We start from the raw sequence: 25,170 nt of genomic DNA, 5'->3' as shown, positions 1-25,170 counted from the left end.
GCCTTGGTCGCAGCCCGCGGGCGTGCTGGCGGGGCCGCGCGGCACCCTGCCGACGCCGTTCATCGGAAAGGCCGAGCCGTGCCGCGCCCGGCCGACGCTGACGCTTGCCAGCCGCGTCGTGCCGCGGGGGGCGGGCGGTGCCACCGGGGCCGGGGCGGTCAGGCGGGCCAGCGGCGCGACAGGTCAGCAGGCGGGGCGGCGTCGGCCGGCAGGTCCGCGCGCCCACGATGACGCGAATCCCCTGTCGGTGCCGCCGGACCGGGCCGATCGCCGCGCACCGTCACACGATGCCCGCTCAGGCGGTCAGCCGCGCGCCGTCGTGGCCGGTGACGGCGGCGTCGATCAGCGCGCCCTCGGGCATGTCGCGGGCGAAGGCGACCTCGGTGAACTGTTCCGTGCGGCCGGTGCGCGGGCCTTCGGTCAGGATGCGGTGGGTGCGCCCGACCTGCGCGTCCAGATGCGCCGTCAGCGCGGCTTGTCCCACGGCGCGCAGCCGCGCGGCGCGGTCCTTGATCGCCGGGCCGGGCACACGCGGCATCCGCGCGGCGGGGGTGCCGGTGCGCGCGCTGTAGGGGAACACATGCAGGAAGGTCAGGCCGCAATCCTGCACCAGCCTGACCGAGTTCTGGAAATGCGCCTCGGTTTCCGTGGGAAAGCCCGCGATGATGTCGGCGCCGAAGACGATGCCGGGGCGCAGGCGGCGGGCCTCCTCGCAGAAGCGGATCGCGTCGTCGCGCAGGTGGCGGCGCTTCATGCGTTTGAGGATCAGGTCGTCGCCGTGCTGCAGGGACAGGTGCAGGTGCGGCATCAGGCGCGGCTCGGTGGCGATGGCCTCCATCAGGTCGGGGTCGGCCTCGATCGAATCGATGCTGGAAATCCGCAGGCGCGGCAGGTCGGGCACCATCCGCAGGATGCGCCGCACGAGGTTGCCCAGACGCGGCGTCCCCGGCAGGTCCGCGCCCCAGCTTGTCAGGTCCACCCCCGTCAGCACGACCTCGTTGAAGCCCCGGTCGCGCAGCCGCCTGATCTGGTCCACCACAACGCCCGCCGGGACGGACCGCGAGTTTCCCCGCCCATAGGGGATGATGCAGAAGGTGCAGCGGTGGTCGCAGCCGTTCTGGACCTGCACATAGGCGCGGTGGCGGCCAAAGCCGTCGATCAGGTGGCCGGCGGTTTCCCGCACCGACATGATGTCGTCCACCATCACCCGTTCGGTCCCGAAATCGGGCGCGGCGAGGCTGGCCCAGGTGGCGGGCTGCATCTTCTCGTGGTTGCCGACGACGCGGGCGACCTCGGGCATGGCGGCGAAGGTTTCCGGTTCCGTCTGGGCGGCGCAGCCGGTGACGATGATCGGCGTGCCGGGGTTTTCGCGCGCAAGGCGGCGGATTTCTTGGCGGGCTTTGCGCACGGCCTCGGACGTCACGGCGCAGGTGTTGACGATCACCGCGCCCTGCAGCCCGGCGGCCGCGGCCAACTCGGCCATCGCTGCGGATTCGTAAGCGTTCAGGCGGCAGCCCAGCGTGGCGAAGATCGGGGGCGCGGTCATGTCGCGGCCAGCCATTCGGGCGACAGCACCCCGTCAAACACCCGCGCCACCGGCCCGGTCATCCAGACGCCATCGTCGCGCCAGTCCACGACCAGCGTGCCGCCGTCCAGATCCAGCGTCACCCTCCGCCCCGTCAGCCCGCGCCGGTGCGCCGCGACCGCCGTGGCGCAGGCCCCCGACCCGCAGGCGAGCGTGACGCCGGTGCCGCGTTCCCACACCCGCATCCGCAGGCGGTCCGGCCCGATCACGCTGGCGAACTCGACGTTGGTGCGTTCGGGGAACAGCGGGTCGTGTTCCACGCGCGGGCCAAGGGTTTCCAGCGCCACCGCCTGCGCGTCGGGAACGAAGAACACGCAATGGGGATTGCCCATGCCCACCGCCGCCGGATCGCCGTCCAGCGGCAGATGCAGCGTGTCCACCGCCTGCGCCAGCGGCACCCGGTCCCAGTCCAGCTGCGGATGACCCATGTTCACGGTGACGCCCGCGCCTTCGCGCCGCGCCTCAAGCGTGCCGCGGGCGGTCGCAAAGCACACGGCCTCGCGGCCCAGTCCGGTCATCATCAGCTCCGCCACGCAGCGCGAGGCGTTGCCGCAGGCCCCCGCCTGGCTGCCGTCGGCGTTCCAGAACACCAGCCGGTAATCGGCATCCGCATCGGGCAGGATCTGGGCCAGCTGGTCGAACCCCACGCCGCGGTTGCGGTCGCCCAGCGCGCGCGCCAGCGCGGCCGTGACCGCCGCGCCGCCCGGACGGCTGCGCGAATCGATGACGACGAAATCATTGCCGGCCCCGTGCATCTTGACAAAGGGCAGGCCGGAAACCGAGTGGCGATCCATCGCGGCGATATACGCGCCCGGCGGGGTTTGTGCCAGTGCCCCGCGCTTTTCCGCTTGACCCCCGCGCAGCACGTGGGTAATCGGCCACCCTGTGTTGGGCCCATAGCTCAGTTGGTAGAGCAACTGACTTTTAATCAGTGGGTCACAGGTTCGAATCCTGTTGGGCTCACCACTGTATCCCTGATTTTGCTGGATAATTCCCGTCAAGGGGAAAGTGCATCGTCCGACGTCCGAGAGCGTCCGAGTTCGGCTGACGCGACCCGCGCGCCTTTGCCGCCCGGTTGAGGGGCGTTGCGCGCCCTGACCGTCAAGCTTGCTGCGGGTGAACCAGCGTCGCGACTCCGCAGGCTTCGCCGCCCGTTCTCCAAGGCCGCAGATCTCAGCCCCGCTGCACCAGATAGCGCCGCGCGCCGTCCGGCAGGGGCGTCTGGGCCAGCAGCGCATGCCCGGCCTGCGCGCAGAAATGCGGCACGTCCAGCACCGCCGCGGGGTCGGTGGCGATCAGCGCGACGCGGGCGCCGGGCGGCAGCGCCGCCAGCGCGCGGCGCAGCCGCAGCACCGGCAGCGGGCACAGCAGGTGGCGGGCGTCCAGATCGACCGGCGGGGCCGTGGCGTCCGGCGCGGTCATGCAGGCGCGCGGGCCGCAGCGCGGCACCACGCCTCGGCCCCGGCCGGGGCGAGGGGGGTGGCAAGGCCGTCCGCAAAGCCCCGGAACGCCGCCATCTGCGCGGGCGCGACGGCGGTCAGCACCGGCACGCCATCGGCCAGCGCCCGCGCGATCAGGGCACGAAAGCCGCGGCCCCCGGCCTCGGCCTTGCCGAACTTGTTGACGATCAGCAGGTCGGCCCCGCCCGCCAGCACCGATTCCGCCAGCCCGACCGCGCGTTCCAGCGCGTCGCTGTCCAGCCGGCAGCCCGTGGACCCCGCCCCCAGCGACTGAGAGATCGCCACAAGCGCGCCGTCCATGCCCAGGATCTCCAGCGTGATGTCGCAGGCGCAGTCGGGGCCGCGGTCCAGGGTGTGCTGCACGGCCCCGGCCAGCCGCATCCCCTGCGCGGCAAGGCTGCGGGCCAGCGCCGCGATGGCCGCGTTCGCATCGCCCGCATCGTCGTGGATCAGATAGGCCAGCATGGGGCGGTGATACGCGCCCCGTCCCCGCGCCGCAATCCCGCGCGCCGGCTTGCCCCCGCCCCCGCGGCGGGCGATCCTTGGGGCATGACACAGCTGACGGGCATCGTGCTGGCCGGGGGGCGGTCCCGGCGGATGGGCGGCGGGGACAAGGCGCTGGCCGATCTGGGCGGGCGACCGATGATCGCGCATGTCGTGGCCCGGCTGGGTTGCGCGCGGGCAATCAGCGCCAATGGCGACCCCGCGCGCCTTGCCGCGCTGGGACTGCCGGTGCTGGCCGACAGCCTGCCCGGCTGGCCGGGGCCGCTGGCCGGGGTGCTGGCCGGGATGGACTGGGCCGCCGCGCGGGGCATCGCCCGCATCGTCACCGCGCCCGCCGACACGCCGTTCTTTCCGCCCGACCTGGCCGCGCGGCTGGCGGCGGCCCCCCCGCCCGTGGCGCTGGCCAGCCACGACGGGCGCGACCACCCGGCCTTTGCCGCCTGGGACACCGGGCTGGCGGACGACCTGCGCGCCGCCTTGGGCGCGGGCCAGCGCCGCATGATCGACTGGATGGAGACGCACGGCGCGCGCCGTGTCGCCTTCGGGGGCGACGATCCGTTCTTCAACGTGAACACCCAGGGCGATCTTGACCGCGCCCGGCTGCGGCTTGCTGGACAATCCCCGGCCGCGCCTGTCTTGTGACCGCGACCGCCGCAGGGCGCACGGGGAAACCGCATGGATCTGAAATCCGTCCTGATGGGCCTTGGCTTCGCGGCGATCTGGGCGTCGGCGTTCACCGCCACGCGCGTCGTCGTGCTGGACATGCCGCCGCTGACCGCGCTGGTCATCCGATTCGCGATCTCGGCCGTCATCGCGATGGCGCTGGCGCGCGCGATGGGCCAGACGATGCGGTTGACGCGCGTGGAATGGCGCACCGTCGTCGTGTTCGGCCTGTGCCAGAACGCGCTGTATCTGGGCCTGAACTGGGTCGGCATGCAGTGGGTCGAGGCGTCGGCCGCGGCCATCATCGCATCGATGATGCCGCTGCTGGTGGCCTTTGCCGGCTGGGCGGTCATGGGCGAGCGGCTGCGCCCGATGGCCGTCGCGGGGCTGGTCCTGGGCATCGTGGGCGTCGCCATCATCATGGGCGTGCGGCTGTCGCACGGCATGAACCTGCTGGGGCTGGCGATGTGCATGGCGGCCGTGGTGGCGCTGACCGTCGCCACGCTGGCGGTGCGGGCGGCGGGGGGCGGGCCGAACGTGCTGATGATCGTGGGGCTGCAGATGGCGGTCGGGTCGGCCGCGCTGGTCCTGCCCGCTCTGGCGCTGGAATGGGGGCGCCCCATCGACTGGTCATGGGGGCTGGTGGGCGGCCTGTTCTATTCGATCCTGGTCGCGGGCATCCTTGCGACGTTCATCTGGTTCCGGCTGGTGACGCGGATCGGGGCGGTCCGCGCCGCCGCGTTCCATTTCCTGTCGCCGCCGCTGGGCGTCGCCATCGCCGCGCTGTGGCTGGGCGAACGGTTCGGCTGGTCCGACGTCATCGGATCGCTGGTCGTGGCGGCGGGCATCCTGCTGGTGCAGATGGCGCGGGTCGCGCCACCCGCGGCTCAGCCGTCGCCCTCGCCGTCATCGGCGGCGGCGCGGCGGATCGAATCGCGGTCCTGACAGCGGTCCACCCACGCAGCGATGGGGCCGCTGTCGGGGATCATCTGGCGAAAGAACGCAAACGCGCCGGCGACCAGCAGGTCGGCGGCGGAATAGCGGTCGCCCAGCAGATAGGGCCGGTCCTGCAACGCCGCCTGGACCTGCGCGACCGCGGTGGACACGTCGCGGAACGAGGCGGTCAGGGCGGGGTGGCTGATGTCAAGGAAGTCCAGGATCGCCACCGGCTCGAACACGCCCTGATACCAGAACAGCCACGACAGGAACGCGCCCCGCCCCGGCTGCCCCGGCAGCGGCGCCAGGTCCGAGGGATAGCGTTCCGTCAGCCAGACGATGATCGCGCCGCGTTCGCGGATCATCCCGTCGCCATCGACCAGCACCGGCACCTTTTTTTCCGGGTGCGGGTTCTGCGGGTCAGGCGCCCCCGACCCGTCCTGCCGGGGGATGGTGACGCGCACGATGTCCAGGTCGGCCGGGTCGCCCAGTTCGTGGACCAGCGCCACGATCACGGTCGAGCGGCTTTGGGGCGCGTGATACAGGGTCGGCATCGCAAGCTCCCTTTGTTTCATGTGGCGCCATGATACGCGCAAGCGGCGGCCGATAAAGGACCGTGCGCGGGCGGCGGCCAAGGAACGCCGACCGCCCGGTCCGGGTTGATGCGCAATGCGCGCCGATGATTTCCTGTATCCGACCGACGCCGGGCTTTACTGCGCCCCGGGCGATTTCTTCATCGACCCGGTGCGCCCGGTGCCGCGCGCGCTGATCACCCACGGGCATGGCGATCACGCGCGGGCGGGGCACGGGACTGTCATGGCCACCCGCGAGACGCTGGACATCATGGCGATCCGCTATGGCGAGGATTTCTGCGCCACCCGGCAGGCGGCGGACGGTCCGGCGCAGGTCGGCGGGGTGCGCGTCAGCTTTCATCCGGCGGGGCATATCCTGGGGTCGGCCCAGATCCGGCTGGCCTGCGACGGCGGCCCGGTGTTCGTCGTCTCGGGCGATTACTGCCGCACCCCGAATCCCGTCTGCCAGCCGTGGGAACCCGTCCCCTGCGACGTCTTCGTGACCGAGGCGACGTTCGGCCTGCCGGTGTTCCGCCACCCTGAGCCTGCGGCGGAAACCGCCCGGCTGCTGGCCAGCATGGCCGAGTTTCCCGGCCGCCCGCACCTGATCGGCGCCTATGCGCTGGGCAAGGCGCAGCGGGTGATCGCGCTGCTGCGGGCGGCCGGATACGACCGCCCGATCCACCTGCACGGCGCGGTCCAGCGGCTGACCGATTACCACGCCGAACAGGGGATCGAGATGGGCTGTCTGCGCCCCGCGACCCAGCCGCGCGAGATCGAGGGCCAGGTGGTCATCGCCCCTCCCTCGGCCTTTGCCAGCCCGTGGGTGCAGCGCTTCCGTGACCCCGTGATCTGCTTTGCCAGCGGCTGGATGGCCGTCCGCGCCCGCGCCCGGCAGCGCGGGGTGGAGCTGCCGCTGGTCATTTCCGACCACGTGGACTGGCCGCAACTGACCCGGACGCTGGCCGAACTGCGCCCCGAACAGGTCTGGGTCACCCACGGCGCCGAAGAGGGGCTGGTCCGCTGGTGCGAGTTGAACGGCCTTCACGCCCGGCCGCTGCGGCTGGTCGGATACGAGGACGAGGCGGAATGAGGGGTTTTTCCTTGCGCAAATATCCTTGGGTGTGCCGAGCGCCCGGAAAACAGCCCGGCGAACGGTTTTCTGCCAGACAGGGGGCGGCAGCCCCTAACCCCGGCGCAGACGGCCGCCCGTCCGGGGGCGCGCCATGAGGCAGTTCGCCGCCCTGCTGGAACGGCTGGCCTTCACGCCGTCGCGCAACGCCAAGCTGCAGATCCTGCAACATTACCTGGAACGCACCCCCGACCCGGACCGCGGCTATGCCTTCGCCGCGCTGACCGGCGATCTCAAGCTGCGCGCGGTCACGCCGGGGCTGCTGCGGGGGCTGGCGGCGGAACGCTTTGACGAGGTGCTGTTCAGCCTGTCCCACGACTTCGTGGGCGATCTGGCGGAAACCATCGCCCTGATCTGGGAGGGAGAGCCCGGCGGCGACCTGCCGCTTGTCGACGCTGTGCGCCTGCTGGAAACCACCGGCAAGACCGGGCTGCCCGCCGCCATCGCGGGGGTGCTGGACCGGCTGGCCCCGTCCGAACGGCTGGCGTTCCTGAAACTGGCGACCGGCAACCTGCGCATCGGGCTGTCGGCGCGGCTGGCCCGCACGGCGCTCGCGCAGATGGGCGGCCCGACCCTGGCCGAGATCGAGGAGATCTGGCACGGCCTGACCCCCCCGTTCCCCGAGCTGTTCGCCTGGATCGAGGGTGGCCCCCGCCCCGAACGCGCGTCGCTTGCGCCGTTCCGCCCGATGATGCTGTCCACCCCCACCGACCTGGACGAGCTGCGCGCGCTGGACCCGGCCGACCATGTCGCGGAATGGAAATGGGACGGCATCCGCGTGCAGGCGGTCAGCGATGGCGGGGTGCGGCGACTGTATTCCCGCACCGGCGAGGATGTCTCGCCCGCGTTTCCCGACGTGATCGAGGCGATGAACTTTGACGGCGCGCTGGACGGCGAGCTGATCGTCCGGCGCGACGGCGGGGTCGCCAGCTTCAACGACCTGCAGCAGCGGCTGAACCGCAAGGGCGTCAGCCGCGCCCTGCTGTCCAGCCACCCGGCCGGGCTGCGGATCTATGATTTGCTGATCTGGCAGGGCCGCGACCTGCGCGCCCTGCCGCTGACCCAGCGGCGCGCGGTGCTGGAGGCCGCGGATTTCGGGTCCGACCGGATCGACGTCTCGGCCCTGCTGCCGTTCGACAGCTGGGACGACCTTGCCGCGCTGCGCGCCGACCCGCCCGAGCCGGTGATCGAGGGCGTGATGATCAAGCGCCGCGACGCGCCTTACGTCGGCGGCCGCCCGCGCGGGCCGTGGTTCAAGTGGAAGCGCGACCCCCGGGTGGTGGACGCGGTGCTGATGTATGCGCAGCGCGGCCACGGCAAGCGGTCGGGGTTCTATTCGGATTTCACCTTCGGGTTATGGGATGGCGAGGCGCTGGTGCCGGTCGGCAAGGCCTATTTCGGCTTTACCGACGAGGAGCTGCGCGAACTGGACCGATTCGTGCGCAACAACACGACCGAACGCTTTGGCCCGGTCCGCGCCGTCGCCCCGAAACTGGTGGTCGAGGTCGCGTTCGAGGGCGTCAACCGATCGACCCGCCACCGGTCGGGCGTGGCGATGCGCTTTCCCCGTGTCAGCCGCATCCGCTGGGACAAGCCCGCGGCCGAGGCCGACCGGCTGACGACGCTGGCCGCAATGATCGACGCCCCCAACGTCTTTGCCGCCGAGGCGGCGCGGGCGGGCGTGCGCCACGGGCGCAAGAAACGGGGCGGCGCGGGCGATGACGGCGATGTCCCCGGCGCTCGCGCGGCGCCCGAAGCGGCGGGGGCTTCGCGCCCCCTGGATGGGGCCGGGGCCCCATCCACCCCCGCGGGATATTTGGACAAGGAAGAATGAGCCTGCCCCCCGCCTTTGCGGACTGGTTCGCGCGGCAGGGCTGGTCGCCCCATCCGCACCAGCTTGCGCTGCTGGACGCGCGGGGCGACAGCCTGCTGATCGCGCCGACCGGTGGCGGCAAGACGCTGGCGGGGTTCCTGCCGTCATTGGTCGAACTGAGCGGCGGCTGGCAGGGGCTGCACACGCTGTATGTCTCGCCGCTGAAGGCGCTGACGGCGGATATCGGGCGCAACCTCGCGCGGCCCGTGGCGGATCTGGACCTGCCGATCCGGGTCGAGGACCGGACCGGCGACACCAAAAGCAGCGCCCGCCAGCGCCAGCGCACCGACCCGCCGCAGATCCTGCTGACCACGCCGGAAAGCCTGGCGCTGATGCTGTCCTATCCCGAGGCGCCGCGCATCTTCGGCAACCTGCGCCGGGTGGTGCTGGACGAACTGCACGCGCTGTCGGAAAGCAAGCGCGGCGACCAGCTGATGCTGGGGCTGGCGCGGCTGCGCACGCTGTCGCCGGGGCTGACGGCGACCGGGCTTTCCGCGACGGTCGAAGACCCCGGCGCGCTGGCCGCCTTCATGGGTGGGGCGGCGGTCATTCACGCCGACCCCGGCCCCGACCCCGACATCGCGATGCTGGCCACCGCCCGCCCGGCGCCGTGGTCGGGCGGCGGCGGGCATTACGCCGTGCCCGACGTGCTGGACGCGGTGCGGCAGGCCAGCACCACGATCATCTTCATCAACACCCGCGCGCAGGCCGAACTGTTCTTTCAGGCGATCTGGGCTGCCAACGACGACAACCTGCCCATCGGCCTGCACCACGGTTCGCTGTCGCGAGAGGCGCGCGCCCGCGTCGAGGCGGCGATGGCGGCGGGCAGCCTGCGCGCCGTCGTCGCGACCGGCAGCCTTGACCTGGGGATCGACTGGGGCAACGTCGATCTGGTGATCCAGGTCGGCGCGCCCAAGAACGTCAAGCGGCTGGTCCAGCGCATCGGGCGGGCGAACCACCGCTATAACGCGCCGTCGCGCGCCCGCATCGTGCCCGCCAACCGGTTCGAGGTGATCGAATGCGTCGCCGCGCTGGAGGCTGTGCGCGCCCATGACCTGGACGGCGACGATCGCGGCCCGGGACCGCTGGACGTGCTGTGCCAGCACATGCTGCTGACCGCCTGCGCGGGACCGTTCGACGCCGACGCGCTGTTCGCCGAGGTGCGGACCGCCGGCCCCTATCGCGCGCTGACGCGGGCGGATTTCGACGACTGCCTGCAATTCGCCGCGACCGGCGGCTATGCGCTGCGCGCCTATGATCGCTGGCAGCGCCTCATGGAACGCGGCGGCCTGTGGGGCCTGCGCGACCCCCGCGCCGCCCGCGACATCCGCATGAACGTTGGCACCATCGTCGAGGCCGAGATGATGAAGGTCCGCTGGCGGCGCGGCGGCGGCCTGCTGGGCGAGGTCGAGGAGGCGTTCGCCGCGACGCTGGTGCCGGGCGACACCTTCCTGACCGGCGGCCAGACGGTGCGGTATGAAGGATTGCGCGAACTGGTGATCGAGGTCAGCCCCAACCCCCACAAGGAACCGAAGATCGCCGTCTTCAGCGGCCTCAAGCTGGCGATGTCCACGGAACTGTCGCACCGCGTGCTGGCGCTGATCGGCGATCCCGCCCGCTGGGACGCGCTGCCCGCCGACACAAGCGACTGGCTGGCCCTGCAGGCCGAGGTGTCGGCCCTGCCCCGGCCCGGCACGCTGCTGGCCGAGACCTTCCCCTATATGGGCCGCTGGCATCTGGCGATCTATGGCTTTGCCGGGCGCAACGCGCTGCAGACGCTGGGCCTGCTGCTGACGCGGACGATGGAGGGGGCGGGGCTGGGTCCGCTGGGGTTCCTTGCGACCGACTATGCGCTGCTGGTCTGGTCGCTGGACCCGGTGGCCGACCTTGACCCGCTGCTGGACCGCCAGGGGCTGCGCGCGGGTCTGGGCGACTGGCTGGCCGACAATGCGGTGATGAAACGCACGTTCAAGAACGTGGCCATCGTCGCGGGGCTGGTCCACCGCAACGTGCCGGGCGGGCGCAGGTCGGGCAAACAGGCGACGTTTTCGACCGACATCCTGTATGACACGCTGCGCCGCCACGACCCCGACCACCTGCTGCTGCGGATCACCCGGACCGAGGCCGCCCGCGGCCTGGTCGATTTCGGCCGCATCGACGAGATGCTGGACCGGTCCCCGCGCCTTGACCACCGGATGCTGGACCGCGTATCCCCCCTGGCCGCGCCCCTGATGCTGGAGATGGGGCGCGTCCGGATCGAGGGGCAGGGCCGGATGCGGCTGGCCGAGGCAGAGGCAGAGGCGATGATGCGCGACGCGGGACTGACGCTGACGGGGGGCGCGACGGGCCTTGACGCGCCCGCTCCTGCCCCTGCACCCGCGCGGGTGGCGGCGCCTGCCCGCGCCCGGCGGGCACGGCCGCGCACGGTGCCGTTGCCGCGATGACCGGCTTTGGCTTTTCCTGGCACGGGCTGCGGCTGGAACTGCGCTGTTCGGGGGCGTTGTGGTGGCCGGGCGGGCGCGCGCTGGTCGTGGCCGACCTGCATCTAGGCAAGTCGGAGCGCATGGCCCGGCGCGGCGGCCCCTTGCTGCCGCCCTATGAGACCGCCGAGACGCTGCGCCGGCTTTCCGACGAGATGGCGGCGCTGGACCCGGCCGTGGTCGTCAGCCTTGGCGACGGCTTCGACGACGATGCGGCCGCCGGGGCGCTGGAGGCCGAGGCGCTGGGCGCGCTGGGATCGATGGCGGCGGGGCGCGACTGGATCTGGGTCGCGGGCAACCACGACCCCGCCCCTGCCGCCCTGCTGCCGGGGCGGATGCTGCCCGCGATGCGGCTGAGCGATGTCACGCTGCGCCACGACGCGCAGGGCGACGGGCCGGACATCAGCGGGCATTATCACCCGGTCGTCCGGCTGGCGGGCGCGCGCCGCCGCGCGGCGCTGGTCGGGCCGCGCCACCTGATCCTGCCCGCCTTCGGCAGCTATACCGGCGGGCTGGACGCAGCCGACCCGGCGCTGGCGCGCTGGGTCGCGGGCGGTTTCGCCGTCGTCTGCATGCACCGCGCCCTGCCGGTGCCGCTGCCCCCGGCCGCGGGCCAGCACCACGCCGGGCAGGCGCACGCCGGATAGGCGCGCAGCGGGGAAGCGTGCAGAGGGCACGCACCCACCGGATCAGGCGCGTATCGGGCCAGCGCGCATGGAAAAGGCCGCCCGATCGGGGCGGCCTGATGCCTTGGGGCAGACGCGGCGAGCCGCGCGAGGATCAGAACTTGAAGTTCAGGCCCAGCTTGACGTTGCTGAACTTGGGGGTCGCGGTGGTGGTGACGCCGGGCGCGATCTCGACATCGGTGTTGCCGAAGTCGGAATATTCCCATTCGCCCGTCACCGACATGCGGTCGGTCAGCTTGCGTTCCGCGCCCAGGCCCACGACATAGCCGTCGGCGTCGTATTCGCTTTCGACGCCCGCGACGTCATAGGTGAAATCGCCGCGCTGCCAGCCCGCGATGCCATAGACCAGCGTGTCCGGGCGCACCGCATAGCCGGTCTTCAGCTTGACGGCCAGCAGGCTGTCGACCTGCGATTCGAAGGTGCCGCCCGCCGCCAGGTCGAACTCGTCGCTGATGTCGCCCGCCTGATACGAGATTTCCGGCCCGACGACCCAGCGGTTGCGCTGCCAGCGGTAACCGGCGCGGATGCCGGCGTTGGCGCCCGACAGCTCCTCGGTGCCCAGGTCGCCCAGGAAGGTGTCGCCCGCGAACGCGCCGACCACGTCGTCGCCGCCGAAGGCATAGCCCAGCGTCACCCCGGCATAGCCGCCGGCCCAGTCACCCGGTTCGGCCGCGATGACCACAGGCTCGACCGGCGCCACGTCGACGGTGGGCGCGGTGAAGCCGCCCGCATGGGCCGCGCCGGCTGCAATGATCGCGGCGGCGACGGCGGATGCGAATCTGATGGTCATGGCAGGCTCCTGTTCATGGGGCATGTGCAGGCAGAACCTGCCCTCGCCTCGTCAACGTCTACATAAGGGGGCGGTTTCCCCCCTGCAACGCCCGCAGCCCCTTCACTGGGCCGCGCGCGCGGCAGCTGCGGCCGATGGTGGCCATTTTGCCACAGCGCGGCGGCCTCAGGTATCCAGATTTTCCACGTTCAGCGCGTTCGCCTGGATGAAATCGCGGCGCGGCTCGACCACGTCGCCCATCAGCTTGGTGAAGATGTCGTCGGCCTCGGCCACGTCCTCGATGCGCACCTGCAGCATGGTGCGCGCCTGCGGGTCCAGCGTGGTTTCCCACAGCTGTTCGGGGTTCATCTCGCCCAGCCCCTTATAGCGTTGCAGGCTGAGGCCCTTTTCCCCCTCGGCGAAGATCGCGTCCAGCAGCGACCCCGGCCCGGTGATCGGCAGGCTGCGGTCCTTGCGGACCAGCACGGCGCGGTCGCCGTAAACCTCGGCCAGCGCGTCCGACATCTGCCCCAGCCGGCGGCTTTCGCCGGACCGCAGCATCGGGCCGTCCAGGGTGCGCGTCTCCTCGACCCCGCGCAGCATCCGCGACAGGCGCACGCCGCCGTCCTGCGTCGGCCGGGCCGACCAGCCGCGTTCGTATTCGGGCGCGATGGCGTCCAGCCGGTCGGCGATGGCCTGGCCCACGCCCGCCGCATCCGTGTCGATGGCGCCGGGGCGCATGGCCCCCGCGATCGCCGCCTGTTCGGTGATGTGGGGCGGATAGTTCGTCGGATAGGTCCGCAGCACGCGGCGCGTCAGCCGCGCCTCGTCCACGACGCGGGCCAGGTCCGCGCCGGTGATCTCTTCGCCCGAACCCAGCCGCAGGGCGGCGCCCTCGATCCCCTGCTGGACCAGGTAATCCTCCAGCGCGGCCTGATCCTTCAGATAGACCTCGGACCGGCCGCGGGCGACTTTGTAAAGCGGCGGCTCGGCGATATAAAGATGCCCCGCCTCGATCAGCTCGGGCATCTGCCGGAAAAAGAACGTCAGCAGCAGCGTGCGGATATGCGCGCCGTCCACGTCGGCGTCGGTCATGATGACGATCTTGTGGTAACGCAGCTTCGACAGGCTGAACTCGTCCCGGCCGATGCCGGTGCCGAGCGCCGTGATCAGCGTGCCGATCATGTCCGACGACAGCATCCGGTCGAAACGCGCCCGTTCCACGTTCAGGATCTTGCCGCGCAGCGGCAGGACCGCCTGGTTCTTGCGCGACCGGCCCTGCTTGGCGGACCCGCCTGCCGAGTCACCCTCGACGATGAACAGCTCGGCCAGCGCGGGGTCTTTCTCCTGACAGTCGGCCAGCTTGCCGGGCAGGCTCGCCACGTCCATCGCGGTCTTGCGCCGGGTCAGTTCGCGGGCCTTGCGCGCCGCCTCGCGGGCCAGCGCCGCCTCGACGATCTTGCCGACGATGGATTTCGCCTCGGCCGGGTTCTCCTCGAACCACTCGGCCAGCTTTTCGTTCACCAGGTTCTCGACCGCCGGGCGCACCTCGGAACTGACCAGCTTGTCTTTTGTCTGGCTGCTGAACTTGGGGTCTGGCACCTTGACCGACAGCACGCAGGTCAGCCCTTCGCGCGCGTCGTCGCCGGTGAAATCGACCTTTTCCTTCTTCGCGATGCCGCTGGTTTGGGCATAGTTGTTGATGACCCGCGTCAGCGCGCCGCGGAAACCCGCCAGATGGGTGCCGCCGTCGCGTTGCGGGATGTTGTTGGTGAACGGCAGCACGGTTTCGTGATAGCTGTCGTTCCACCACATCGCGACCTCGACCCCGATGCCGCCGCGTTCGCCCTGGATAAAGATCGGGTTCGCCAGCACCGCCTGCTTGCTGCGGTCCAGATAGCGCACGAACTCGCGCACGCCCCCTTCGTAGACCAGCTCGGTGCACAGGGGTTCGGCGGGACGCTCGTCCTCAAGCACGATGCGGACGCCGCTGTTCAGGAACGCCAGTTCGCGCAGCCGGGCTTCCAGCGTCTTGAAGCTGTAATCCAGGTTGGAAAACGTCCCCGTGCCGCCGTCCGCCTTGGACGAGGCCATGAACCGCACCTCGGTCCCCTTTTCGCCGGGGGCGGCGTCGCCCACGACGCGCAGGTGCTGGACCGTGTCGCCGTTTTCAAAGCGGACGAAATGTTCCTTGCCGCCCCGCCAGATGCGCAGCTCCAGCCAGTCGGACAGGGCGTTGACCACCGACACGCCGACGCCGTGCAGCCCGCCCGACACCTTGTAGCTGTTCTGGTCGAACTTTCCGCCCGCGTGCAACTGGGTCATGATGACCTCGGCGGCGCTGACGCCCTCGGTCGGGTGCATGTCCACGGGGATGCCGCGGCCGTTATCGCGCACGCTGACGCTGCTGTCGGAATGGATTTTCACATGCACATAGTCGGCGTGACCGGCCAGCGCCTCGTCGATGCCGTTGTCCACCACCTCGGTGACCATGTGGTGCAGCCCCGACCCGTCGTCGGTGTCGCCGATATACATGCCGGGACGTTTGCGCACCGCCTCCAGGCCCTTGAGAACCTTGATGGAATCGGCGTCGTAGGTGGGCTGGGGCGCGGCGGCTGCGCTCATGCGAAAAAAATCCTGCGGTTGACCGGCCTGATATAGCGCCGCGACCGGGGGATGTCACGGCAAAGACACGGAAACTTGCCCGCCGCTTTCGCCGGTGGCGGCCATCGGGCGCTTTCCTGCCCGCAACGCCGCGCCGCGGGGCGCGGCTGGCGCGTCGCTCAGTCGCGCAGGAACCGGCGCAGCACCCGTTCCAGCTTTTCCGCGCCCAGCGGGGCCATCGCCTTGGTGTGGTCGTGGCTGATGCGTTCCGCCGACAGCCCCGCGCCCATGTTGGTGATCACCGACACCGCCGCGCAGCGCAGGCCCAGGAACCGGCCCAGGATGATTTCCGGCACGGTGGACATGCCGACCGCATCCGCGCCCAGAACGCGGGCGGCGCGGATTTCCGCAGGCGTCTCGAACGACGGGCCGGAAAACCAGCAATAGACCCCCTCGGGCAGCGCCACCCCCTCGGCCGCCGCCGCGTCGCGCAGGTCGGCGCGGATGCCGGGGTCGTGGGCGTCGGTCATGGGGACGAAGCGGGCCTCCGTCGCCTCGCCGATCAGGGGGTTCGTCCCGGCGAAGGCGATGTGGTCCGACAGCAGCATCAACGATCCGGGCGGCATGTCGTCGCGCAGGGAACCGGCGGCGTTGGTCAGGATCAGCCGGTCGCAGCCCAGTTCGGCCAGCACCTCAAGCGGCAGGCGCATCGCGTCGGCGCGGCCGCTTTCGTAATAATGCGCCCGCCCGCCAAAGACGGCGACGCGCCGCCCTTCCAGCGCGCCGACGTAAAGCTGCGGCACGTGGCCCGACACGCCCGCGTGGAGAAAGCCGTCAAGGTCGGCATAGGGGATCCCCACGCCCTGCACCATGCCGCCCAGATGCCCCAGCCCCGACCCCAGCACCAGCCCGTAATCGGGCGGCGCCGACCCCGCGCGGTCGCGGATCAGTCGGGCAAGCTCAGCGCTCCTTGACATAGGGTTCGCCTCCGGCGCGGGGGGGTGTGGCGCGGCCGATAAAGCCCGCGAGGATGATGACCGTCAGGATATAGGGCAGCGCCGTCATGAACATCGACGGCACCGTGACCGGCCCAAGGTCAAGGCTGGGAAAGCGGTTGGCGACCGCCTCCATCAGCCCGAAGAGGAACGTCGCGCCCAGCGCCCGCCACGGCCGCCAGTTGGCAAAGATCAGCGCCGCCAGCGCGATATAGCCGCGCCCGGCGGTCATTTCCTTGACAAACCCCGCCGACAGCCCGGTCGCCAGATACGCCCCGGCCAGCCCGCACAGCACCCCCGCGATCAGCACGGCGGCCCAGCGCAGCCGCACCACCGACACGCCCGCCGTGTCGACCGAGGCGGGGTTTTCCCCCACCGCCCGCAGCCGCAGGCCAAAGCGGGTGCGAAACAGCACCCACCATGTCGCGGGCACCAGCGCCAGCGCCAGATAGACCAGCGGCGTGTGCCCCGACAGCACGTCGGCATAAAGCGGCCCGATGACGGGGACGCCGCGGACCCCCTCGGCCCCCGGCAGGGTGATCGGCGCGGCCCGCGCCGCCCCCTCCAGCGACGGCGTGCGGCCGCCCAGCCCGAACCAGCTTTGCCCCAGCAGCACCGTCAGCCCGGACGCAAGAAAGTTGATCGCCACGCCCGAAATCAGCTGGTTGCCGCGAAAGGTGATCGAGGCGAGCGCGTGCACCGCCGCCAGCGCCAGCGACGCGCCGATGCCCGCGGCCAACCCGACCCAGACGCTGCCCGTGACCGCCGCCACGGCGGCGGCGGCAAAGGCCGCGATCAGCATCTTGCCCTCCAGCCCGATGTCGAACACGCCCGCGCGTTCCGACCACAGCCCCGCCAGGCACGCCAGCAGCAACGGCGCCGTCAGCCGCATCGCGCTGTCGAGGATCTGCAGGACGGTGGCGTAATCCATCACGGCGTCCCCCGCCGGGCGAACAGCGGCGCGATCAGCATCCGCACCATGTTGTCCAGCGCCCCCGTGAACAGGATCACCAGCGCCTGGATGACCACGATCAGCTCGCGCGGGATCGCGGTGAACAGCGCCAGTTCCCCCCCGCCCTGATACAGGAACCCGAAGAGCAGCGCCGCCAGCAGGATGCCCAAGGGGTGGTTGCGCCCCATCAGCGCGACGGCGATGCCGATAAAGCCCGCGCCCTCGACGCTGTTCAGGACCAGCCGCCCGGATTCGCCCATGACGTTGTTGATCGCCATCAGCCCCGCCAGCCCGCCGGAAATCAGCATCGCCACGATGGTGATGCGCGCGGGCGGGATGCCGGCATAGCGGGCGGCGCGTTCCGACTTGCCGAAGGCGCGGATTTCATAGCCGAGGCGTGAGCGCCAGATCAGCGCCCAGACCAGCCCGCAGGCCGCCAGCGCCACAAGGAACGACACGTTCGCGGGCGTGGCCTTGCCCCATTCGATGCCGACCGCCGCCGCCATGTCGGTCAGCCGCGGCAGCACGGTCCCGGCCGGGAACCGCGCCGTCGCCGGGTCCATGCTGCCCACTGGGCGCATCAGGTTCACCAGCACATAGTTCAGCGTGGCGGCGGCGATGAAGTTGAACATGATCGTCGTGATGACGATGTGGCTGCCGCGTTTCGCCTGCAACCACGCCGGGATCAGCGCCCACAGCGCGCCGAACGCCGCGCCGCCGATCATCGCCGCGGGCAGCGCCAGCGCCCAGTGCGGCCAGGGCAGCGCCAGGCACACCAGCGCGACGCCCAGGCCGCCCAGCGCCGCCTGCCCCTCGCCCCCGATGTTGAACAGCCCGGCGTGATAGGCGACCGCGACCGCCAGCCCGGTGAAGACAAAGTTCGTCGCGTAATACAGCGTATAGCCCCAGCCATAGGACGACCCCAGCGCCCCTGTGACCATCGTCTTCAGCGCCATCCACGGCGACTGCCCGATGGCCAGGATCACCAGCGCCGAGATGGCGAAGGCGAGAGCCAGCGAGATCAGCGGGGTCAGGACCAGATCGGCCCAGCGCGGCAGGCGGGTCATGAGGCGGCCGCCCCCGCCATCATCAGCCCCAGCTCGCCGGCCGTGGCCGCGTCGGGCATGCGTTCCCCCATGATCCGCCCGTCAAACATCACCGCGATGCGGTCCGACAGCGCCATGATCTCGTCCAGTTCGACCGACACCAGCAGGATCGCGCAGCCCGCGTCGCGCAGTTCGATCAGGCGGCGGTGGATGAACTCGATCGCGCCGATGTCCACGCCGCGCGTCGGCTGGCCGACCAGCAGCAGGGCGGGGTTTTCCTCGATCTCGCGGGCGACGACGATCTTTTGCTGGTTGCCGCCGGAAAAGTTGCGCGCCGCAAGGTCGCCCAGCGGCGGGCGCACGTCGAACTGCGCCATCAGCCGTGCGGTGCGTGCGCGGATCGCGGCATGGTCCATGACCGGGCCGGACTGGTATTCGGGATCGCGGTGGTGGCCGAAGACCATGTTCTCCCACGCGGCGAAATCCATGACCAACCCCTCGGCCTGCCGGTCCTCGGGGATGTTGCCGATGCCGGCGCGGCGGCGCTGCGCGGCGTCGGCGCCCGCCAGCGGCAGGGCCGCGCCCTTCAGCGCCGCACGGCCGGTCACGGTCGCGCCCGGCTCGGCATAGCCGCCAAGGATCTCCATCAGTTGCGTCTGGCCGTTGCCGCTGACGCCCGCGACGCCCAGGATCTCGCCCGCGCGCACGGTCAGGTCGATGCCGCGCAGCCGTTCGACCCCGTCCGCGTCCACCATCCGCAGGCCGGACAGTTCCAGCACCGGCGGCCCCGGCCGCGCGGGCGCCTTGTCCACCCGCAGCAGCACCTTGCGCCCGACCATCAGCTCGGCCAGCGACTCGGGGGTGGTGGCGGCGGTGGGCCGGGTCGCCACCATCTCGCCGCGGCGCATGACGCTGACGTTGTCGGTGATCTCCATGATCTCGCGCAGCTTGTGGGTGATCAGGACGACGGTGGTGCCCTGCTCGCGCAGGCCCCGCAGGATGCGGAACAGGTGGTCGGCCTCGGCGGGGGTCAGGACGCCCGTCGGCTCGTCCAGGATCAGAACGCGGGCGTGGCGATGCAGCGCCTTGAGGATCTCGACCCGCTGCTGGTGGCCGACCGACAGATCGCCCACCACGGCGTCGGGATCGACGTCCAGCCGGTATTCCGCCGCCAGCCGGCGCAGCTCGCTGCGTGCGCGCGACAGCGACGGCGCCAGCAGCGCTCCGTCCTCGGCCCCCAGGATGACGTTTTCCAATACGGTGAAGTTCGGCACCAGCTTGAAATGCTGGAACACCATGCCGATGCCGGCGCGGATCGCGGCCTGGCTGTCGCGGATCGCCACCGCGCGCCCGTCGATCAGGATGGTCCCGGCGTCGGGGCGATAAAAGCCGTAGAGGATCGACATCAGCGTCGATTTCCCGGCGCCGTTCTCGCCCACGATGCCGTGGATCGTCCCGCGCGGCACCGCCAGCGCGATGTCGCGGTTGGCCTGCACCGGGCCGAACGCCTTGCTGATGCCGCGCAGCTCGATGGCGAACGGCGCGGCCGCTGGCGCCCCGGCGGCGGCCGTTGCGGTCAGGCCCACGGTCCCCTGCCGGCCAAGCTCATTCCACCGGGCAGGCGTTGTCGGTCATATAGTCGTGGACCGCCAGCGTGCCGCCCACGATGGCGGCGCGCGCCTCGTCGATGGCCTTGACCATGTCGTCGGTCATCAGCGCCTTGTTGTTGTCGTCCATCGCCAGCGTCACGCCTTCGGATTTCAGGTCCATGACCTTGACGCCGGGGGTGATCGCGTCGGGGTTGCTGAACGCCTCGAACACGGAATTGTCGACGCGCTTGACCATCGAGGTCAGCACTTTACCCGGATGCAGGTGGTTCTGGTTGCTGTCCACGCCGATGGACAGGATGCCCTCGTCTGCCGCCGCCTGCAGGACGCCGATGCCGGTCCCGCCCGCCGCGGCATAGATCACGTCCGCGCCCTGCGATTTCTGCGCGCGCGCCAGCTCGCCGCCCTTGACCGGGTCGTTCCAGGCGGCGGGGGTGGTGCCGGTATAGTTGACCAGCACCGTGCCGTCCGGCCGCGCCGCCTTGAACCCTTGCGCGAACCCGCACTGGAACTTGCGGATCAGGGGAATGTCCATGCCGCCGATGAACCCGACCGTGCCGGTCTTGGACGCCTTGGCGGCGGCGATGCCGGCCAGATAGCTGCCCTGTTCCTCGGTAAAGACGACGGACTGCACGTTGGGCTGGTCCACGACCATGTCGATGATGACAAAACGGTTGTCGGGGTAATCGGGCGCGACCTTGTTCAGCACGTCGCCAAAGGCGAATCCGGTCATCACGATCGGATCGGCGCCGGTTTCCGCCAGCCGCCGCAGCGCCTGTTCGCGCTGCGCCTCGGACTGCATCTCAAGTTCCTTGTAGGTGCCGCCCGTCTCGGCCTTCCAGCGTTCCGCGCCGGTGTGGGCGGCCTCGTTGAAGGATTTGTCGAACTTGCCGCCCAGGTCGAAGATCAGGGCCGGTTCGGCCACGGCCGCCACGGCCGACAGGGCCAGGGCCGCCGCGCCGCAGGCCAGACGGGTCATCAGGGTCATCGATCGCACCTATCTTGCTCGGGGGCGACGGCCCCCGGATCACGCCCGATTAGAGGTATTGCCCCGCCGCCCGTCAATGATCTTTGCCGCAGGCCCCGCGCCCGCATGCGCCCGCGTTGGACAGGCCCCCGCAAAGCTGCTAACCGCAGCCTGCAAATCCGCCGAGAGAGGTGCCATGTCCCGCCCTGCCGCCGCCGCCGCCGTCGTCGCCGCACCGGATCGCACGCACTGGACCGGGGCCGAGGCCCGCGCCCTGCACGACCTGCCCTTCATGGAGCTGCTGTTCCGCGCCCAGACCGTCCACCGCCAGCATTTCGACCCCAACCGCATCCAGCTGAGCCGGCTGCTGTCGATCAAGACCGGCGGCTGCCCCGAGGATTGCGGCTATTGCAGCCAGTCGGCGCGCCACGGGTCGGGGCTGTCGGCCTCCAAGCTGCTTGAGGTGCAGCGCGTCATCGCCGAGGCGAAGAAGGCCCGCGACGCCGGGGCGACCCGCTATTGCATGGGCGCGGCGTGGCGCAGCCCCAAGGACCGCGACATGGATCAGGTCGTGGCGATGGTCGAGGGCGTCAAGGCGCTGGGGATGGAGACCTGCATGACGCTGGGGATGCTGAACGGCGACCAGGCGCGCAGGCTCAAGGACGCGGGGCTGGATTACTATAACCACAACGTCGACACCTCGGAATCGCACTACGCCAATGTCGTGACGACGCGCAGCTTTGCCGACCGGCTGGACACGCTGGCGGTGGTCCGCGACAGCGGCATCAAGGTCTGTTCCGGCGGCATCCTGGGGCTGGGCGAGGGGCAGCAGGACCGCGTGGACATGCTGGTGACGCTGGCCAACCTGCCCGAGCCGCCCGACAGCGTGCCGATCAACATGCTGATCGCCATCCCCGGCACGCCGCTGGCGGACGCCGCGCCGGTCGATCCCATCGACTTTGTCCGCACCATCGCGGTGGCGCGGATCATGATGCCGCAAAGCCACGTCCGCCTGTCCGCCGGCCGGACCGAGATGTCGGACGAGATGCAGGCGCTGTGTTTCTTTGCCGGCGCGAACTCGATCTTTGTCGGCGACACGCTGCTGACCGCCGGCAATCCCGACGAGGACTGCGACATGCGCCTGCTGGCCCGCCTGGGCATGTCGCCGATGGTCGCGCATGAACACGCGCCGCAGGACGCGCCGCCACCGGACCGCGCCGCCATGCCGGTGCCGATCCTGCGGTGAGCGGGGCTGTTCCCGACCGCCTCGCGGTGTTTCGCGCCGATCTGGACGGGCTGGCCGCGGCCTCGCGCCAGCGGCGGCTGATCCCGCGCGCGGGCGTCGATTTCGCGTCGAACGACTATCTGGGGCTTGCCGCCTCGCCCCGCCTGCGCGACGCCGTGCGCGCGGCGCTGGACGAGGGCGTGCCGGTGGGCGCGGCCGGATCGCGCCTGCTGCGCGGCAACACCGGCTGGCACGAGGTGTTCGAGGCCAAGGCCGCCGCGTTCTTTGGCGCCGAATCGGCGCTGGGGTTCACCGGCGGCTATCCGGCCAATGTCGCGCTGATCTCGACCCTGCCGCAGCGGGGCGACCTGCTGCTGATGGACGCGCTTTCCCACGCCTCGACCCACGAGGGCGCGCGGCTGACCCGCGCCACGGTGGCCGGGTTCCGGCACAATGACGCGGGCCACGCCGCCGATGTGATCACGGGCTGGCGGCGGGATGGCGGGACGGGCGCGGTCTGGATCGCGGTCGAAAGCCTCTACAGCATGGACGGCGACCGCGCGCCGCTGGACGATCTGGCGGCGCTGGCCGACCGCGAGGGGTTTCTGGTCGTGGACGAGGCCCACGCCACGGGCGTCTGGGGGCCGCAGGGCCGCGGTCTGTCGCACGCGCTGGAAGGCCGTGAGAATGTGATCACGCTGCACACGCTGGGCAAGGCGCTGGGCGGGTCGGGCGCGCTGCTGTGCCTGCCGCGCGTGCTGCGCGATTTTCTGGTGAACCGCGCCCGGCCCTTCATCTTCGCCACCGCGCCCTCGCCGCTGATGGCGGCGGCGGGATCGGCGGCGCTGGACATCCTGCGCGATGAACCCGAACGGCGGCAGCGCCTGCACGACCTGATCGCGCTGTTCGGGCGCGAGATGGCGGCGCGCCTGCCGCATCTGCCGATGTCGGGCAGCCAGATCGTGCCGCTGATCGTGGGCACGGACGCGGACGCGATGGCGCTGGCCGCGCATGTGCAGGCGGCGGGCCTTGACGTGCGCGGCATCCGACCGCCGACCGTGCCCGCCGGGACCGCCCGGCTGCGCGTGTCGCTGACCCTGAACGCCACGCCGGACGACGTGACCCGGCTGGCCCAAGTGCTGGAGGCTGAATGGCCCGTTTCGTGATCACAGGCACCGGCACCGACATCGGCAAGACGGTCTTCGCCGCCGGGCTGACCGGGCTGCTGGGCGCCGACTATTGGAAGCCGGTGCAGACCGGGGTGGCGGCAACGTCCACCCACCCCGCCCCGGGCAGCGACGGCGCCTTCGTCGCCCGCATGACCGGCGCGCGCATCCACCCCGAGGCGGTGGTCCTGCCGGAACCGCTGTCCCCGCACCGCGCCGCCGAGCTGGCCGGGGTCGCGATCCCCGACCTGACGCCCCCCGACGCCGACCCGCTGGTGATCGAGGGCGCGGGCGGCGTGCTGGTGCCGATGACCCGGCAGCTGCTGTCGGCCGACCTGTTCGCCCGCTGGGGCCTGCCGGTGATCGTCGTCGCCACCACCGGCCTTGGCACCATCAGCCACACGCTGACCGCGCTGGAATCGCTGGACCGGCGCGGGGCGCGGGTCCACGGCGTGGCCTTCGTGGGCGACGACAACCCCGACAACATCGCCACCATCGCCGCGCTTTCCGGCGCGCGGGTGCTGGGCCGCCTGCCCCGGCTGGACCCGCTGACGCCCGACACGCTTGCCGCCGCGATGCGCGCGCGCTTTGACCCGAGGGATTTCGCATGACCACCCCCCACCGTGGCACTCGCCCCGACAGCCCCGTCTGGCACCCCTTCACCCAGCACGCGACCGAACCGCCGCCGCCGATGGTCAGCCAGACGCAAGGGGCGTATCTGGCCACCGACCGCGGCCAGCTGATCGACGCGATTTCCAGCTGGTGGGTCATCACCCACGGCCACCGCCACCCGCCGATCATGGACGCGATCCGCGACACCGCCGAACGGCTGGACCAGGTGATCTTTGCCGGGCTGACCCACGCCCCGGCCGAGGATCTGGCCCGCGCGCTGGTCGATCTTGCCCCGCCCGGACTGACGCGCGTGTTCTATTCCGACAGCGGATCGACCTGCGTCGAGGTGGCGCTGAAGATGGCGCTGGGGTTCTGGCGCAACACCGGCCGCCCGCGCCACCGCATCGCCGTGATCGAACACGGCTATCACGGCGACACCATCGGCACGATGAGCGTGGGCGAACGCGGCATCTTCAACGCCAGCTATGAGCCGCTGATGTTCTCGGTCGACCGCCTGCCGTTTCCGCGTGGCGACGGCGCAGGCACGCTGGCCATCTTCGAGACGCTGGCCGCGACCGGCGAGATGGCCGCCCTGATCGTCGAGCCGCTGGTGCTGGGCGCGGGCGGCATGCTGATGTATGGCCCCGAGGTGCTGGCCGGGCTGCGCGCGATCTGCGACCGCCACGGCGTCCTGATGATCGCCGACGAGGTGATGACCGGCTGGGGCCGCACCGGGCGGCTGTGGGCCTGCGACCACGCGGGCGTCGCGCCCGACATCCTGTGCACGTCCAAGGGGCTGACCGGCGGCGCGATCCCGCTGGCCGCCACCATCGCCAGCGAGGCGGTGTTCCAGGCCCACTGGTCGCAGGACCGGTCCCGGACGTTCTTTCATTCGTCCAGCTATACCGCCAACCCGCTGGCCTGCGCGGCGGGTCTGGCCAACGCCCGCATCTGGGCCGCGGGCGGGATGCAGGCGCGGCTGGACGCGGTCGGCGCGATGCAGGCCGACCGGCTGGCCGATCTGGCCCGCGACCCGCGCTTTGCCAACCCCCGCCGCACGGGCACCATCGCCGCCATCGACCTGCGGGCGGACGCGGCGGGCTATCTGGCCGCCGCCGGGCCGCGCCTGCGCGCCCACGCGCTGGACCGGGGCGTGCTGCTGCGTCCCTTAGGCAACACGGTCTATGTCCTGCCGCCCTATTGCGTGACCGACGCCGATCTGGACGCGGTCTGGGGGGCGATCGCGTCTTTCGCGGGGTGACGGTTTTTCGCGTGGCGACGGTCTTTCGCCTTGCGACGGCCGCCCGCGCGCGCGACCCCGCTTGACCGGCCCGCA

General features: G+C 71.2%; 22 protein-coding genes and 1 tRNA gene. 11 read left to right on the top strand and 12 right to left on the bottom strand.

The features are described 5' to 3' along the window. Positions 1-295 precede the first annotated feature (295 nt). Positions 296-1,546, bottom strand: coding sequence for a tRNA (N(6)-L-threonylcarbamoyladenosine(37)-C(2))-methylthiotransferase MtaB (mtaB, locus tag EPA64_RS04435; protein WP_134725036.1), 1,251 nt, complete (start codon positions 1,544-1,546; stop codon positions 296-298). Continuing rightward, positions 1,543-2,379 (bottom strand): diaminopimelate epimerase, encoded by an 837-nt coding sequence (gene dapF, locus EPA64_RS04430; RefSeq protein ID WP_134725035.1) that lies wholly within the window; start codon positions 2,377-2,379, stop codon positions 1,543-1,545. Before dapF ends, mtaB begins: the two co-directional genes overlap by 4 nt. A 96-nt stretch (positions 2,380-2,475) precedes the next feature. Here dapF and EPA64_RS04425 point away from each other — a divergent pair. Beyond that, a tRNA-Lys gene (locus EPA64_RS04425) sits at positions 2,476-2,551 on the top strand. A 207-nt stretch (positions 2,552-2,758) separates the two neighbouring features. On the opposite strand, the gene EPA64_RS04420 is transcribed toward EPA64_RS04425, so the two are convergent. Both EPA64_RS04420 and EPA64_RS04415 read right to left on the bottom strand, forming a co-directional pair. Further along, positions 2,759-3,007, bottom strand: a complete 249-nt coding sequence (locus EPA64_RS04420; RefSeq protein WP_134725034.1) for a sulfurtransferase TusA family protein — start codon at positions 3,005-3,007, stop codon at positions 2,759-2,761. Beyond that, the gene (locus EPA64_RS04415) at positions 3,004-3,510 is read right to left on the bottom strand and encodes a DUF2478 domain-containing protein (RefSeq protein WP_134725033.1); all 507 of its coding nucleotides are present in this window, start codon (positions 3,508-3,510) and stop codon (positions 3,004-3,006) included. The genes EPA64_RS04420 and EPA64_RS04415 overlap by 4 nt, the downstream gene beginning before the upstream one ends. Positions 3,511-3,594: 84 nt before the next feature. Between EPA64_RS04415 and mobA the strand changes: the two genes are divergently transcribed. Together mobA and EPA64_RS04405 are read left to right on the top strand one after the other, a co-directional pair. Then, positions 3,595-4,191: a molybdenum cofactor guanylyltransferase MobA gene (mobA, locus tag EPA64_RS04410; RefSeq protein ID WP_134725032.1), complete on the top strand. Its 597-nt coding sequence runs from the start codon at positions 3,595-3,597 to the stop codon at positions 4,189-4,191. A gap of 33 nt (positions 4,192-4,224) precedes the next feature. Further along, positions 4,225-5,157 (top strand): DMT family transporter, encoded by a 933-nt coding sequence (locus EPA64_RS04405; RefSeq protein ID WP_134725031.1) that lies wholly within the window; start codon positions 4,225-4,227, stop codon positions 5,155-5,157. Here EPA64_RS04405 and EPA64_RS04400 read toward each other — a convergent pair. After that, positions 5,100-5,702, bottom strand: coding sequence for a glutathione S-transferase family protein (locus EPA64_RS04400; protein WP_134725030.1), 603 nt, complete (start codon positions 5,700-5,702; stop codon positions 5,100-5,102). The two genes, EPA64_RS04405 and EPA64_RS04400, sit on opposite strands and share 58 nt — an antisense overlap. A gap of 115 nt (positions 5,703-5,817) precedes the next feature. Between EPA64_RS04400 and EPA64_RS04395 the strand changes: the two genes are divergently transcribed. From EPA64_RS04395 to pdeM, 4 genes are all read left to right on the top strand, one after another. Next, positions 5,818-6,813 (top strand): ligase-associated DNA damage response exonuclease, encoded by a 996-nt coding sequence (locus EPA64_RS04395; protein WP_134725029.1) that lies wholly within the window; start codon positions 5,818-5,820, stop codon positions 6,811-6,813. Between the two features lie 133 nt (positions 6,814-6,946). Further along, positions 6,947-8,686 (top strand): cisplatin damage response ATP-dependent DNA ligase, encoded by a 1,740-nt coding sequence (locus tag EPA64_RS04390; protein ID WP_134725028.1) that lies wholly within the window; start codon positions 6,947-6,949, stop codon positions 8,684-8,686. After that, positions 8,683-11,169 (top strand): ligase-associated DNA damage response DEXH box helicase, encoded by a 2,487-nt coding sequence (locus tag EPA64_RS04385; RefSeq protein ID WP_134725027.1) that lies wholly within the window; start codon positions 8,683-8,685, stop codon positions 11,167-11,169. Before EPA64_RS04390 ends, EPA64_RS04385 begins: the two co-directional genes overlap by 4 nt. Beyond that, positions 11,166-11,852 carry a ligase-associated DNA damage response endonuclease PdeM gene (gene pdeM, locus EPA64_RS04380; protein WP_134725026.1) on the top strand — a complete coding sequence of 229 codons (687 nt, stop codon included), beginning with the start codon at positions 11,166-11,168 and terminating at the stop codon, positions 11,850-11,852. Before EPA64_RS04385 ends, pdeM begins: the two co-directional genes overlap by 4 nt. Before the next feature lie 133 nt (positions 11,853-11,985). Here pdeM and EPA64_RS04375 read toward each other — a convergent pair whose 3' ends face one another. The 7 genes from EPA64_RS04375 to EPA64_RS04345 all read right to left on the bottom strand — a co-directional run bounded on the left by EPA64_RS04375 (position 11,986) and on the right by EPA64_RS04345 (position 20,852). Further along, positions 11,986-12,681: an outer membrane protein gene (locus tag EPA64_RS04375; RefSeq protein ID WP_134725025.1), complete on the bottom strand. Its 696-nt coding sequence runs from the start codon at positions 12,679-12,681 to the stop codon at positions 11,986-11,988. 165 nt (positions 12,682-12,846) lie between these two features. Then, positions 12,847-15,285: a DNA topoisomerase (ATP-hydrolyzing) subunit B gene (gene gyrB, locus EPA64_RS04370; RefSeq protein ID WP_134725024.1), complete on the bottom strand. Its 2,439-nt coding sequence runs from the start codon at positions 15,283-15,285 to the stop codon at positions 12,847-12,849. A 158-nt stretch (positions 15,286-15,443) separates the two neighbouring features. Beyond that, a complete protein-coding gene (locus EPA64_RS04365; protein ID WP_134725023.1) occupies positions 15,444-16,241 on the bottom strand; it encodes a purine-nucleoside phosphorylase in 798 nt (265 codons plus the stop codon). Next, positions 16,225-17,190: an ABC transporter permease gene (locus EPA64_RS04360; protein WP_134725022.1), complete on the bottom strand. Its 966-nt coding sequence runs from the start codon at positions 17,188-17,190 to the stop codon at positions 16,225-16,227. Before EPA64_RS04360 ends, EPA64_RS04365 begins: the two co-directional genes overlap by 17 nt. Further along, entirely contained in the window at positions 17,190-18,278 is a 1,089-nt protein-coding gene (locus tag EPA64_RS04355) for an ABC transporter permease (RefSeq protein ID WP_134725021.1), read from the bottom strand. Before EPA64_RS04355 ends, EPA64_RS04360 begins: the two co-directional genes overlap by 1 nt. Beyond that, positions 18,275-19,837, bottom strand: a complete 1,563-nt coding sequence (locus tag EPA64_RS04350; protein WP_425467013.1) for an ABC transporter ATP-binding protein — start codon at positions 19,835-19,837, stop codon at positions 18,275-18,277. Before EPA64_RS04350 ends, EPA64_RS04355 begins: the two co-directional genes overlap by 4 nt. 25 nt (positions 19,838-19,862) lie before the next feature. Beyond that, positions 19,863-20,852 (bottom strand): BMP family lipoprotein, encoded by a 990-nt coding sequence (locus EPA64_RS04345; protein ID WP_167626577.1) that lies wholly within the window; start codon positions 20,850-20,852, stop codon positions 19,863-19,865. Positions 20,853-21,027: 175 nt separating this feature from the next. Between EPA64_RS04345 and bioB the strand changes: the two genes are divergently transcribed. Genes bioB through EPA64_RS04325 form a run of 4 tightly spaced genes read left to right on the top strand, consistent with a single transcriptional unit; the run spans position 21,028 to position 25,095 of the window. Next, positions 21,028-22,077 (top strand): biotin synthase BioB, encoded by a 1,050-nt coding sequence (bioB, locus tag EPA64_RS04340; RefSeq protein ID WP_134725019.1) that lies wholly within the window; start codon positions 21,028-21,030, stop codon positions 22,075-22,077. Then, positions 22,074-23,222, top strand: a complete 1,149-nt coding sequence (locus EPA64_RS04335; RefSeq protein ID WP_181953496.1) for an aminotransferase class I/II-fold pyridoxal phosphate-dependent enzyme — start codon at positions 22,074-22,076, stop codon at positions 23,220-23,222. Before bioB ends, EPA64_RS04335 begins: the two co-directional genes overlap by 4 nt. Next, positions 23,207-23,833, top strand: coding sequence for a dethiobiotin synthase (gene bioD / locus EPA64_RS04330; protein ID WP_134725018.1), 627 nt, complete (start codon positions 23,207-23,209; stop codon positions 23,831-23,833). Before EPA64_RS04335 ends, bioD begins: the two co-directional genes overlap by 16 nt. Beyond that, on the top strand, positions 23,830-25,095 hold the full coding sequence (locus EPA64_RS04325) for an adenosylmethionine--8-amino-7-oxononanoate transaminase (RefSeq protein WP_134725017.1): 1,266 nt from the start codon (positions 23,830-23,832) through the stop codon (positions 25,093-25,095). The genes bioD and EPA64_RS04325 overlap by 4 nt, the downstream gene beginning before the upstream one ends. Positions 25,096-25,170: the final 75 nt, after the last annotated feature.

The organism is Paracoccus luteus, from assembly GCF_004522155.1.
Classification (GTDB): Bacteria; Pseudomonadota; Alphaproteobacteria; order Rhodobacterales; family Rhodobacteraceae; genus Paracoccus; species Paracoccus luteus.
Note: the sequence above shows the minus strand (reverse complement) of the source record. Positions and strands in the feature narration are given on the sequence as shown.